This window comes from Pseudoalteromonas sp. Angola-30 (assembly GCF_028599215.1).
Lineage (GTDB): Bacteria > Pseudomonadota > Gammaproteobacteria > Enterobacterales > Alteromonadaceae > Pseudoalteromonas > Pseudoalteromonas atlantica.
In genome coordinates, this window is the sequence record NZ_JAQREI010000026.1 from 21,854 (window position 1) to 35,973 (window position 14,120).

Genomic DNA, 14,120 nt, shown 5'->3' on the forward strand with positions numbered 1-14,120 from the left:
AGTGATAAAAGTTCTTAAACCTGGTGTACAACTTACAATTCAAGATGGCGGGCGCTGCGGTTATCGTCATTTAGGTGTAAGCCAAGCGGGTTGTTTAGACCCTTACGCACAAATAATTGCCAATAAATTAGTGGGTAACAAAGATAATGAAGCTGTGCTTGAGGTTACGCTAGGCCTTTGCGAGTTACAGTTTGAAACCGATACTGTTATTGCCCTACAAGGTGCTGATTTAAACGCTGCACTTGATGAAACACCCTTGTACCCTGGCTGGAGTTACCAAGTAAGAGCCAAACAAACTTTAAGCTTTGATACTGGCCGCGCTGGTTTGCGTGCCTATGTAGCCGTACAAGGTGGCATTGATGTTAAAGATATCATGGGCTCAAAATCAACCGATTTAAACGCGCTCTTTGGCGGTTTAGCAGGTAAAGCACTTAGCGAGGGCGACATTATTCCTATTAAAACATCGCCCGTGCCAATAACGCGTTTTATACAGCGCGGCGCTATTACTCCGCCTAAACTAAAGGTGATTAGGGTACATGCAAGCCCACATGCGCAACTATTAGGTGATACGCTACTTAAACAGTTTTTTTCAACGGCGTTTAAAGTAAGCCATAACAGCAACAGAATGGGCCTTAGGCTAACAAACGAAAGCCCCCTAACTCATAGTCACTCACTTGCCTCTCTTGGTACAGGCCCGGGCTCTATTCAATTACCGCCCAGTGGGGAGCCTATTGTATTACTTAACGACGCTCAAACAACCGGTGGCTACCCATTACTTGGCACAGTAATAGAGGCTGATTTACATCAATTTGCGCAATTTAGACCCGGTGACTCTATTGAATTTAAGCAAGTAACCCATGAGCAAGCTAGCTTAGCAAAACAAAAGCTTAAAGGTCACTTACATCAGCTCAGCTTGGCGCTTAAATACAGTTAACTTTAAGCTGAGAAATAAACCTATTACAAGGAGCTAATAAAAGTACAAGCGGCGCTCTACTTAACTTGCAATAAGTATGCATAGTTTGGTTAATTAAGTGCATAAAATTAAAACACGCTAACGCAAAAAATTATAATAAGGCAATTTAAGCTCTGCTTTAATTTTCGCACACACTTGGTGCATTTGTGCAGTGTGCGTTTTTGCAAACACTGCACTAAATGCCATATTAACGCCACTTTAAACACCAAAGGTGTTGTAAATATAGCCGCACTTGTGCGTGGCGCACTACTTTGGTGCGCGCACTTTTCAGTTGGTGCATAAATTATTCTTAATTAATTGTAAAAGCAGTGTGACTTGAGTAATTATTTCTGATAAAACAAGGTTTCGCAGCACAGCAAAGTTGCCCTGCTGCACACATAATAGGAATGAGGAGTTACTATGTGTTCAATTTTTGGTGTATTAGATATTAAATCTAACGCCACTCAGTTGCGTACCCAAGCAATTGAAATGTCAAAACTACTAAGGCACCGTGGCCCAGATTGGTCTGGTGTGTATTCATCTGAAAAAGCGATTTTAGTGCATGAACGCTTAGCCATTGTTGGTGTATCAAGCGGCGCACAACCATTATATAACCCTGAAAAAACAAATATTTTAGCGGTTAACGGCGAAATTTATAACCACAAAGAGCTGGCAGCAGAGTTAGAGGTTGATTTTGAATTTCAGACTCAATCAGACTGTGAAGTTATTTTAGCGTTATACAAACAAAAAGGGCCTGAGTTTTTAGATGACTTAAATGGTATTTTTGCATTTTGTTTATACGATGAAGAAAACGATGCGTACTTAATTGGCCGCGATCATATTGGTATTATTCCGCTTTATACTGGTCACGATGAGCATGGTAATTTTTATGTTGCCTCAGAGCTTAAAGCGCTTTCACCAATTTGTAAGCACATTGAAGAGTTTCCACCAGGGCACTACCTATACAGCAAAAATGGTGAACTAACGCCTTATTATAAGCGCGATTGGGAAACCTTTGATGCAGTTAAAGATAACAACGCACAAGCGCAAGACGTAAAAGAAGCGCTAGAAAGCGCTGTAAAACGCCAGCTAATGTGTGATGTACCGTATGGCGTATTGCTATCGGGCGGTTTAGACTCGTCGGTTATTTCGGCTATTACGCAACGTTTTGCCGCTAAACGTATTGAAGATAACGATGAAAGTGACGCATGGTGGCCTAAGCTGCATTCATTTTCTGTTGGGCTTGAGGGTTCACCTGATTTAGCCGCTGCGCAAAAAGTAGCGGATATGATTGGCACAGTACATCACCCTATTCACTTTACCATTCAAGAAGGTATTGATGCGCTTCGTGAGGTTATTTACCACATTGAAACGTACGATGTAACCACCATCCGTGCTTCAACGCCAATGTATTTAATGGCGCGCCAAATTAAAGCTATGGGTATTAAAATGGTATTATCGGGCGAAGGCGCTGATGAACTATTTGGTGGCTATTTATACTTCCATAAAGCGCCAAACGCACAAGAATTTCATGAAGAGCTAAACCGTAAAGTGTCAAAGCTGCATATGTTTGACTGTTTACGTGCCAATAAGTCAATGGCTGCATGGGGCGTAGAAGCACGCGTACCGTTTCTTGATAAAGAGTTTGTTGATGTGGCTATGCGTATCAACCCTGAAGCGAAAATGTGTAAAGATGGCAAAATTGAAAAGCACATTTTACGCGAAGGCTTCGATGGCTACCTGCCTGAAGAAGTACTGTGGCGTCAAAAAGAGCAATTCTCAGACGGTGTTGGCTACAGCTGGATAGACACGTTAAAAGAGTTTGTAAACGAGCAAGTAAGCGACCAAGAGCTTGCTAACGCTAAGTTTAAGTACCCTATTAACACGCCAGATTCTAAAGAAGCGTATTACTATCGCTCTATTTTTGAATCACACTTCCCAGGTGATGCATCAGCTAAATGTGTACCACATGGTAAGTCGGTTGCGTGTTCAACCCCTGAAGCACTTGCATGGGATGCATCATTTCAAAATAATGCTGATCCTTCAGGCCGTGCTGCTGGCGTTCACAACGACGCGTATGCAAGCAAAGGCTAAACGCACCCTTTTATCGCAACGTAGGCTACAACAGCCTAGGTTGCGATATATAAAGCACCTTTATTCAGTTCCTGTATTCTCTAGTTCACAGCATAACTTAGCCGGTTCAAGTGCGTTAATTGTTATTTATACGCAAGGGTTAAGTACGCGTGTAATGCAAAAAATTGCATCAAATTCGCAGCACCCTGCTAGCGTTTTTTTAAATGAAAATGAAATTTCTCACCGTGTATGTAACATTCGCTGGTTTAACCAAACATCAGAAATTAAGCGCTGCGGCCATGGCACCCTTGCTGCTGCAAAATGTTTATTAGCACACTTTGGTTTTTGCCCTTCACACTTTATTTCAAACGATAAAGAACGGTTTAAAATCAAGCGAATTACAGGCCGGGTACAACTTCAGCTAGCGGCTATTAATTTAAAAAAGAGTGATGAGGTTAACAGCCTTAGTGATGTGTTTTCGCACTCTATAAAAGCAACTTACTCAACAGCTTATAAAAATGGCTATACCGTTGTACTGTTTAAAAACATGGCTGATTTAAAGCATTTAGAGGTTAATTTTACACATTTAGTAAATGTGCATAACAATGCGGTAATTGCACTGCAAATACATAGTATTAATAAAAACAGCGCAAGCGCATATTTTAGGTATTTTGCGCCGCAATTTGGGGTAAATGAAGATACGGCTACAGGCTCTGCTGTGTCGGTTATTGCGCCCCTTATTTTTAGACTGCATGGTTTAAATAAAGTAAGCCTTATGCAGCAGTCACCAAAGGGCGCGCTGCTAAACTACACGTTTAGCAGCAATCAGGTAGTTGTAAATTAAGCTATTACATTGGCCTTAGTAGGCAAAGTGCAAAGTAGCTTTTCTCGTCTTGCCATGTTTGTTCAAGCGATAAATTAGCCTGAGCAGCAAGATTTTTAAACGACTCAAGCGTATATTTGTGCGAGTTTTCAGTGTGAATACTCTCTCCCGCTACAAAGTCTATTTGCTTATCGTTAATGACCACGCTTTGATTACACTTGCTCACTAAATGCATTTCAATACGGCTGTGCACTTCGTTAAATCGCGATTCGTGTTTAAAATTATCTAAAATAAACGTGCCATTTAACTCGTTATTTATACGCTGGAGCAAGTTTTTATTAAAGGCTGCGGTAATGCCGGCCTTGTCATCGTAAGCATCAAGTAACACTTGTCGCTCTTTTACTAAATCAATACCTATTAATACATAGCCATCAACACCACATAAACGGTGGAAATTATTCATTATTTCAATGGCTTTTACTGGCGCAAAGTTACCCAGTGTAGAGCCTGGAAAATAAACTAAATTTGTTTGGCTGTCTAAGGCGGTGTCTTTTGTTAACTGCTTAACCATTTGGCTATGGGTAAAATCACCTAGCAATGGCGTAATGGCCAGCTCCGGAAATAACGGTGATAAATGCGCTAACGAGTAATTAAGCATCTCTGATGATATTTCAAAAGGAACAAAGGTTTTTACATTGCTCATATGGGCGAGTAAATACGCGACCTTTTTACCCGAGCCACAGCCAGGCTCAATAATTGATAGGTTCTCGGGCAGTCTATTAGCGATAGCTTTTGAGTAATCTTCTAATATGGCAAGTTCAGTGCGGGTAACATAGTACTCTTGCAATGAGGTTATTTGCTCGAATAAAGCCGCCCCTTTATCATCGTAAAAATACTTACACGGCAGCGACTTTTGCTGTTGAGCAAGTCCATGTAATACATCATTTAAAAAGTCTAGATCGGTTATTGATTGCTGATTAATTGCTGTTACTTGGCTCATAGTATGTCCTTTGCTAGTCTAATGCCGCTGCACATCCACGTTTGGTGCGGATAAAAAAAGTTACGGTAGGTCTGTCTTAAATGATCTTTTGGGGTAAATACACACCCGCCACGCAAAACCATTTGGTTATTCATAAATTTACCATTGTATTCCCCTGCGGCTCCGCTAAAGGGTTTAAAGCCTGGGTAAGGTAAATAGGCGCTATTAGTCCACTGCCAACATGTATCGCTTAACTGCGAGATATCATCTGGGTTTTTACATACACTTGGCGTAAGCAAATCGTTTTGCTGTTGCTTAAGTGCTTGCTGCTGCGCTACATACTCCCATTCAAACTCAGTAGGTAGGCGCGCATTTACAAAATTAGCATAGGCTGCCGCTTCAAAATAACTTACATGGCTCACTGGCGCATCTAAATTTAAAGGCTGCAGTCCGTAGAGAGTAAATTCAAACCACTGCCCGTCAATATACTGCCAGTATAAAGGGTGACTAAGTTGCTCGGTGTTTATATTAGCCCAGCCATCACTTAACCAAAATGAAGGGTTTTTATACCCGCCCGCCTCTATAAATTGTAAGTACTCTCTATTAGTCACTAATCGGTTAGCAAAACTAAACGCATGGATAAGGGCTTGATGTTTAGGTTGTTCGTTATCGTACGAAAAGCCGTTTTTAGCATCAGCCCCTATATTGGTTATGCTTTGGCTAAATTCGGTATATTTTAAAGTGCCTAACGAATCACTCACCTTTATTAAGTTATTTGGGGTTTGGCTGTAGGCAGGAAAGCTTGGATTAACCGAAAAATTATATTTAATATCCATTAGCATGAGCTCTTGATGTTGCTGCTCATGATTCAGCCCAAGTTCTATAATATTGCACAGTGTTTGGTTAGTGCCTAATTGAAGCAGCTCGTTTAGCGCATTATCAACATAAGCTCTGTAGCGCAACACCACCTCTAAACTGGGGCGAGATAAACACCCTCTATTAGCACGCTTAAATTGCTCACCTATGCCGTTATAGTAGGAGTTAAAAAGCACCTTAAATTGTTCATCAAAGAGCGTGTAGTTAGGCAGATACTTAGCAAGTAAAAATGTTTCAAAAAACCACGTGGTATGAGCTAAGTGCCATTTCATTGGGCTTGCATCATCCATTGCTTGTAGTTGGCAATCTTCTGTGCTGAGGTTTTTTATAAGTGTGAGACTAAGTTGGCGAATTGACTGAAATTGAGCGTGTATTTTTTCAGTACTGTGCGCTTCATTCGTTTTCGTGTTTAGCATATTAAAGTTAGTCCTTTTCACTCTTTGCGATTAAATAAAGCCTACCCCAGATTTTACCTTTATGCATGTTACATAATGATTAAATCAAACCCTCTACCCATTTAAAACGTAGACTAATGTATTAATGACTAAACGAGTTTGGTAGCGCTGCTTTAATTTTAGTTTAATAACAAACTAATTTTTAACACTCACTGAATTAACAATAGCTTATCTTTTTAGTGATAAATAGCTTTTAGCGCTAAGTAATCAGGCATATATAACCAAATAGTTTTACATTTACGATTTAACTCATACACTATTAAGGGTATGATCAGCGATTAATTTAGTTAGTCCTCAAATAAGTTTTATTGTAAATAATGCAACTTACTGTGTGGCTAATTAACTTAGTGTTATGCCGGAACTCTCTGGCTTGTTAGGACAACATAAGAGGTATTCATGAGCGAAAATCATGACAAGTATAGTATTGATAATACGGACTACACCGTAGGTCAAGATAACGTGCAAAAATGGGGATTTGATATACATAATCCTGTTTTTGGTATTAGTGCCGGTTTGATTGTCATCTTTTTAGTCGCCATTCTCGTTTCGGATGCGCAAACAGCCAAAGCAACGCTTGATGGTATTAAGCTCGATATAATAAATAACTTTGATGCGTTTTTTATGTGGGCAGCAAACTTCTTTGTTATATTTTGTTTGGCATTAATTGTATCGCCCTATGGGAATATTCGTTTAGGCGGAGAAGGAGCTAAACCAACTCACTCGCGTATGTCATGGCTTGCCATGTTATTTGCCGCAGGTATGGGTATTGGGTTAATGTTTTGGGGTGTTGCAGAGCCTGTAGCTTATTTTACCGGCTGGTACGAAACCCCACTTAATGTAACCGCAAATACGCCAGAGGCTGCAAAAGTAGCAATGGGTGCAACCATGTTTCACTGGGGTCTTCACCCGTGGGCTATTTATGCCGTTGTAGCGCTCTCACTTGCGTTTTTTACTTATAATAAAGGTCTTCCTTTATCAATCCGTTCAATTTTTTATCCACTATTAGGCGACAGAGCTTGGGGTTGGCCTGGTCATATTATTGATATTCTTGCCGTGCTTGCCACTTTATTTGGCCTTGCAACCTCGTTAGGTTTAGGCGCACAGCAGGCTTCTGCAGGTATTAATCATGTATTTGGAACTGATGGCGGCGTAGGCGCACAATTATTGGTTATTATTGGCGTTACCTTACTAGCTATTATCTCAGTAGTACGCGGCATTGATGGCGGCGTAAAGGTCCTTAGTAATATAAACATGCTCATTGCATTTGCCTTACTCCTGTTTGTTGGTTTAGTTGGCTTTGCTGTGGCAATCGGTAACGTACCAAATACGGTTATGGGTTATGTTGAAAATATTATTCCACTGAGCAACCCACATGGCCGTGAAGACGAAACATGGATGCACGGTTGGACTGTATTTTACTGGGCATGGTGGATTTCGTGGTCACCGTTTGTAGGTATGTTTATTGCGCGTGTTTCTCGTGGTCGTACAATTAGAGAGTTTTTAATCGCTGTATTATTAATTCCTACTGCGGTTACTATTTTATGGATGTCTATTTACGGCGGCATTGCAATAGACCAAGTTGTTCAAGGTGTAGGTAGCTTAGGCGTAAACGGTTTAACCGATGTACCTATGGCGATGTTCCAAATGCTAGACGAACTACCTATGTCGAGCGTGCTTTCGTTCCTAGCTGTGGTTTTAGTATTAGTGTTTTTCATTACCTCTTCTGACTCGGGTTCATTAGTTATCGACTCAATTACAGCAGGCGGTAAAGTGGATGCGCCAGTACCACAACGCATCTTTTGGGCTACGGTTGAGGGCTCTATTGCTGCTGCTCTATTATGGATTGGCGGTACAGAGGCGATTCAAGCATTACAAGCGGGTGCTGTTTCAACAGGTCTTCCGTTTACTTTAGTGTTACTACTAATGTGTGTAAGCCTATTATTAGGATTACGTACTGAGCCTCGCGCTGTTAAATAATTAGTCGCTTGCCAGTAAACTAAAAAAACGCCGCATAATATGCGGCGTTTTTATTGGCTAAGCTAAACGCTGGTTAATAATTTAACTCTGTATTGCATTCGCTAAAATTTAAAATAGATTTAACTTAGTAATTCAGCCAATGGCGTATCATCGCGGTAATGGTATTGCAGCTGTGCAATTAACAGCTCTGCTGTGGCTAATGCATCAGTTAGCGCATTGTGATTATGATAAGCAGGCAAAGAGTATCGACTGCGGCAATCTGTGAGTCTAAGTGAGCCTACCTTTTGATTAAACAAACGCCCTATTAAGCCTTGGCGGGCGCGCAGTGCTCGTTGCTCAATTTCCATGGTATCGACTAATGCAAACTGGATCCCTTCATTAATTCGCGCAAGTAATGCATTGTTTAAAAAGTGCCGCTCTATCGCTGCATAATGCACCACCACGACTTTACCAGTAAGTGCATTAAGTAGCGGCCCTAGTCGAGAGGTTAAATCGGGAGCATCATCCACTTCTGAATGCGTAATACCATGAATAACAATCGACTCCTCACTTAAGCTTTTACGAGGCTGCACTACCCAATGCTTAGCATGTGTGCAGTACACTCTTTGCATTGTAAAAGGGACTAAGCCAATACTGACTATATCGTCCACCTCACTATTTAGACCGGTTGTCTCAAAATCAAGAGCCACAAACGAAATGTCTTTTATGGGCGTGTGCGTATCACCATAAGCGTGCTGATAAAACGCCTTTAAATGCTCATTTTTAGCGTTTTTAGCCAGTGTTTTATAATGAGCCTGCCAGTCAAAATACGATTGCTTAGCCATTCGTTACTTAACACCCGCATTGGCTGAGTAGCTAAACTTTAAGTAGCTTTGTGCTTTTTCGAGTATGGCAAACGCTTCTTTTAAGTTGCGTTGCTCAAACGGCGAAAGTAAATGCGGGTCTATGTCGTTATCGGGCTCTTCTTCTTGCTCTATTTGCCATGCTTGATGGCGAATTCGCATCATGGCAATGTATTCTAACGCGTCACGTAAATCTTGTGCTTTACCCTCAGGTAACAGGCGCGATTCAATAATATCTTCAAGGCGTTCAAACGAATTTTGCTTACGAGAGCCTATCGCCAGTGCATGCACTCTTATCACATCAGAAAGCGGCGCGGTGCCTCTGCGTTTTAAGTTCATTGAACGCTTATGCTGGCCGTTATGCTCAAGCACAAAGCCTTTAAAAAAACCAAGTGGCGGTGTGCGGTTTCGGGCATTGGCGGCCATATTTGCTAAAAACACCCGGTTTTGTTTACTTTGTTTAGCAATAAAAATTTTAAGCTCGTCGGCCCATTTTGTTTTACCCCACACCCCATCTAAATCAAAGAATATTGAGCTGTTAAGCAGTGCTTGTGGTTTAGGTAAGGCTATCCACTGTGAGAATTGATCAAACCATTGCGAGCGTGTTTTACGCCATTTTTTGAACGAGGCCATAATTTCGCCGCTACAATAGGTATAACCACATTGCGCTAAGCCATCACAGACAAAATCAGAAATATTTTGAAAGTACTCGTTGTGTTTTTCATCATCGTAATTGTCATCCAAAATAAGCGCGTTATCTTGATCTGTTACAATAAGTTGTTCATCTCGCGCCATAGAGCCTAACGCTATAAAACAGTAAGGTACTGGCGGCGGGCCATATTTTTCTTCAGCCAGTACTAATAAGCGCTGTTTAAAAGTACGCCCTATTACCGCCATTGCCGTACCAATCATATGTGAATTAGCATCTTCGTTTACCATACGTACAAATACATTAGGCAGCTGGCGCGCGTAATGTGCTAAATCTTCAATGGTTTGCTGCGCTAAAATACCGCGCACCAAGAGTAAGCTACTTTGCGACTCGTACCTTAAAATATCGGATAGTGAAATAACACCAATAGGTCGGCGCTTTTGTACCACAGGTAAGTGGTGCAAGTTGTCGCGCAGCATGGCAAGGACGGCTTCAAATACATAGGCATTTGAATCAAGCAGTACAAGATTAGTCGACATAATTTTATCTGCGGTAACATCAAGCCCTAGGCCTTCGGCTACCACTTTTGTGCGTATATCGCGGTCGGTAATAATGCCTACAATTTGCCCATCGTCTTCTTCTGGGTCGTCGCTTATTGGTTTGTCTAAATCGGTAACTAACACAGAAGATACCGCTTCTTCTGTCATTACTTTAGCCACATCCTGTATGGTGGTTTGCGTACTTAGCGTTACCACATCGCGATGAATGAGCGACTTAACTTTGGCGGTTGTTAAATCGTTGCTGTCGGCTTGCTCAACTAACGCTTGGCGAAGGCGTACATTGCCATCGGCTTCAAAATAATCAGCAAAGCCGTCAAACTCGTCACAAAAACGGTTAAACAGCGTAAAGTTAATACAGTACACTAGGGTGTCTTCGAGCGCCTTTGCAGGAAAGCGCACTTTACGATTCATCAACAAGCCCATTTGGCCAAAAATACCGCCCACATCTAAGCGGTTATAAAGCTCGTTATTACGACGATAAATTTCCACAGAGCCACTGCGAATTATAAATAAATCAGCGATGTCTTGGCCTAACGTTAAAATATCAGTTTGCGAGCGGTAGTAAGCTACCTCAACTTGTTGCGCAAGCTCGTTTAAAGCGTTTGTCGGTAAGTCATCAAATGGCGGGTGCTGCGCTAAAAACTGCGCAATTTCAACTTGTTCGGCTTGCATTGGGGATTCCTTGTGGCCACACAAAAAGGCATGTATATGCTTAAGTGGCTATCTTAACAAACAAGTAGTGCCAATCAAGCCATAACCCTGCCCAGTACACTTTTAATTTAAAAACGTTGCTGGGCATGGCTTTAAGGTTAGTCTATTTTTTCAAGCTCTTGTGCGAGCTGCTTAGATTCATCCCCCCTTGGCGTGGTAAAGCGTGCTAAGCCTAAGTAAATTACCGGAGTAAGATAAAGCGTAAACAACACCGCAAGTGCTAAGCCGCCAAACACCACCCAGCCAATTGCATTTCGGGCCTCAGCCCCTGCGCCTGTAGAGAGAATTAACGGCAATGCTCCAAGTAGAGTCGATATAAGGGTCATCGTAATTGGGCGTAAACGTACCAGCGCAGCTTGCTCGACGGCTTTTCTGACCGTTAAACCTTGATCGCGTAATTGGTCTGCAAATTCAACAAGCAAAATTGCATTTTTAGCGATTAAGCCTATCAGCATCACTAAACCAATTTGAGAGTAAATATTTAACGACGTGCCGGTTAAATAAAGCGCTAAGATGGCCGAGGTAATACCAAAGGGTACGGTTATCATAACCACAATGGCACTATTTACATTTTCAAATTGAGCAGCCAATACTAAAAATACAATTAAAAAAGCCAGTACATAAGTTACAAGTACTTCGCTAGATGTTTCTTCATACGTAAGCGCTTCGCCTTTAAACGCAAGTGCAATACCTGGCTCTAACGATTGCTCAGACACTGTTTTTATTTGCTCTACTAAAGCAGCAATGGTTAACGATTCTGGCAACTCCATGCTGAGCTCTATTGAGCGGCGCTGGGCATGACGTTCAAGCTCTGCAGCCACGCCTTCTTCAGAAATATAGGCCACACTACTTAATGGTACTAAACTGCCATTACCCGCTCTGATGTATAAATTAGCCAAATCACTTGGACTGTTTATGGTTTGGTTTTGCGCTTGGAGCATAATTGGCACAGACTGATCGCCAATGTTTAAATCTTCTACGTCATCGCCATTTATTGCTGCGCGCAAAGTAATGGCAATGTCGTCTAGCGATACACCGAGCTCTTGTGCACGGCGTCTGTCTATATTTACTCTAAGTTGTGGTTGCGATGGCTGATACGAAATACGCACAGGTGCCACCTCAGGAACGGCTTTTTCTAATGCCGCAGAAAACTGCTGAGCCGCTTTAAATATTTGCAAATAATCTTGCCCAAGCAGCGCGATTTCAACGCCTCCCCCTTGACCACGTAGATTTAAACTATTAGCCCCACCTGGGTAAGCCGGTGCTCCTGGAATATCGCCAAGTGGCTGGCGTATCTTATTAATAATTTCTTGTTGGCTAAAATGGCGCTCATCCCAATGCTTTAATGGCACAGTAATAAACACAATATTAGGGTCCCATTGGCCTACCACAGTATAAATTGACTCAATTTCGCCGCTATCGACAAAGGGAAGTAAAATATCTTCCATTTTTATCGCTTGCCTATCCATAAAGTTAAGCCCTACACCATCTGGGCCGCGTGCAAATATACGAATTTTACCTCGGTCTTCTGTGGGTAAAAGCTCGCTGTCTAAACTGGCGTACAACGCCCCTGAGCCTGCTGCAACCAATAAACAGAGCGCAAACGTAAGCCATGCATGGTTAAGCACTTTATGAATTGTTTTTGTATAAATACCACCCAACCAATGGCCTAGTTTAGCAAATGGGTGAAAACCGCCCTGCTTTAACTTTAATTTGGATGTAAGAGCAGGCACTAATGAAAGTGCCACAAAGCTTGATATAATTACCGCACCGGCAAGTACACCACCAAACTCTCTAAATAAGCGACCCGCAGTAGAGGGTAAAAACGCAATAGGTATAAATACAGCAGCAAGTACTGCCGTGGTTGCTACAACAGCAAAAAATACCTCGCGCGTGCCTATTACAGCAGCTGCCCGACGCCCTAAACCTAGCCCCCGCTGGCGCTGAATATTTTCACTTACTACTATGGCATCATCAACAATTAAGCCTGTGGCTAATACTAGCGCCAACAAGGTTAAAATATTTATTGAAAAACCCAGTGCCCATATAAGTGCTAAAGACCCTATTAAGGCAACAGGAATAGCAAAAGCAGGCACTAAAGTGGCGCGCCAAGAGCCAATAAATACCCACAAAGTGACAACCACTAACAATACTGTAAGTAATAAAGAGTAAATTACTTCATCTACTGAGCTTCTTATAAATTGTGCGTCATCGGAGGTAAGTGTAAATTCCATTTCAGGAAAGCGCGTTTGCATGCTTGTAATGAGCTTGAGCACTTCATCTGATATTTCAATTGTATTTGATTGTGCTTGTCGAATAATTTCCATACCAATAACGGGCTTACCGTTTAGCCTTACCATAGAGCGCGGATCGGCAGGGCCAAAATACACAGCTGCAATATCACTAATTCGGGTATCGCCTTGTATTATAATATCGCCAACTTGTTCTGGAGTAATAGAGGTTGCATCGGCACGTACAATAATTTGCTGATCGTTTGACTTTAAACTCCCTGCTGGCACATCAAACGGTGCTTGGCTAAGCACTTGTGCTACATCAGGCACTGTTAAATTAAAGCTACTTAGTTTTAGCGGGTCAATTCGTACTCTTAATACGCGTTCTCTATCACCGTTTAAGCGTACATCTGCGACACCCGGAATAGTTAAAAATTGCGGCGCTAAGTCAACATTTACGCGCTCGGTAAGTGCTTCAAGCGATAAATTTTCACTTGAAACAGTCAGAGATACAACTGCTTCGGCGTCGTTGTCGGCTTTAATAATAGAAACACGCTCGACCTCCTCTGGAAGGTCTCGCTCTACACGTGCAACAGACTCACGCGTTTCATTCGCGGCGTCATCTAAATTTATGCCTGGTCTAAATTCGACCACAATACGTGCATTTCCCTCTTCACTTTGTGCGCGTATCGATTTAACGCCACTTACACGCGCTACTGCGCCTTCTAATTTGCTGGTTACTTCGGTATCAACGGTCTCAGGCGAGCCACCAGGAAATGGCGCCGAAACCGTAATACGTGGTCTATCTACATCAGGAAGCTCTCTTACTTCAACACCCGCAATAGCAGCGATACCTGCAATAATAATTAACAAGTTAAGCACCACAATAAGTACTGGGCGGCGAATCGCCATTGAGGGTAAGTCTTGCATCATAGGTTGCTGTTTCATACCTACTCCTGCGAATCTTGTAAGGGTAAATTAAAGCTTAGCTC

General features: G+C 42.0%; 9 protein-coding genes. 4 read left to right on the plus strand and 5 right to left on the minus strand.

Going from position 1 to position 14,120, the window contains the following annotated elements; genetic code table 11:
• Position 1: 1 nt before the first annotated feature.
• The 3 genes from PSH54_RS19840 (at position 2) to PSH54_RS19850 (ending at position 3,869) form a co-directional block, all read left to right on the plus strand.
• Positions 2–934, plus strand: coding sequence for a biotin-dependent carboxyltransferase family protein (locus PSH54_RS19840; RefSeq protein WP_273606942.1), 933 nt, complete (start codon positions 2–4; stop codon positions 932–934).
• A gap of 438 nt (positions 935–1,372) precedes the next feature.
• Positions 1,373–3,046, plus strand: a complete 1,674-nt coding sequence (gene asnB / locus PSH54_RS19845; protein ID WP_273606943.1) for an asparagine synthase B — start codon at positions 1,373–1,375, stop codon at positions 3,044–3,046.
• Positions 3,030–3,869, plus strand: coding sequence for a PhzF family phenazine biosynthesis protein (locus PSH54_RS19850; protein WP_273606944.1), 840 nt, complete (start codon positions 3,030–3,032; stop codon positions 3,867–3,869). Before asnB ends, PSH54_RS19850 begins: the two co-directional genes overlap by 17 nt.
• Before the next feature lie 4 nt (positions 3,870–3,873).
• Here PSH54_RS19850 and egtD read toward each other — a convergent pair whose 3' ends face one another.
• Together egtD and egtB are read right to left on the minus strand one after the other, a co-directional pair.
• Positions 3,874–4,848: an L-histidine N(alpha)-methyltransferase gene (gene egtD / locus PSH54_RS19855; protein ID WP_096041797.1), complete on the minus strand. Its 975-nt coding sequence runs from the start codon at positions 4,846–4,848 to the stop codon at positions 3,874–3,876.
• Positions 4,845–6,119 (minus strand): ergothioneine biosynthesis protein EgtB, encoded by a 1,275-nt coding sequence (gene egtB / locus PSH54_RS19860; RefSeq protein WP_273606945.1) that lies wholly within the window; start codon positions 6,117–6,119, stop codon positions 4,845–4,847. Before egtB ends, egtD begins: the two co-directional genes overlap by 4 nt.
• Before the next feature lie 435 nt (positions 6,120–6,554).
• Between egtB and PSH54_RS19865 the strand changes: the two genes are divergently transcribed.
• On the plus strand, positions 6,555–8,135 hold the full coding sequence (locus PSH54_RS19865; RefSeq protein WP_004587884.1) for a BCCT family transporter: 1,581 nt from the start codon (positions 6,555–6,557) through the stop codon (positions 8,133–8,135).
• 119 nt (positions 8,136–8,254) lie between these two features.
• Here PSH54_RS19865 and PSH54_RS19870 read toward each other — a convergent pair whose 3' ends face one another.
• The 3 genes from PSH54_RS19870 to PSH54_RS19880 all read right to left on the minus strand — a co-directional run bounded on the left by PSH54_RS19870 (position 8,255) and on the right by PSH54_RS19880 (position 14,076).
• Entirely contained in the window at positions 8,255–8,959 is a 705-nt protein-coding gene (locus PSH54_RS19870) for a 3'-5' exonuclease (protein ID WP_273606946.1), read from the minus strand.
• Positions 8,960–8,962: 3 nt separating this feature from the next.
• On the minus strand, positions 8,963–10,858 hold the full coding sequence (locus PSH54_RS19875) for a DUF294 nucleotidyltransferase-like domain-containing protein (protein ID WP_004587882.1): 1,896 nt from the start codon (positions 10,856–10,858) through the stop codon (positions 8,963–8,965).
• 137 nt (positions 10,859–10,995) lie between these two features.
• On the minus strand, positions 10,996–14,076 hold the full coding sequence (locus tag PSH54_RS19880) for an efflux RND transporter permease subunit (RefSeq protein WP_273606947.1): 3,081 nt from the start codon (positions 14,074–14,076) through the stop codon (positions 10,996–10,998).
• Positions 14,077–14,120 lie beyond the last annotated feature (44 nt).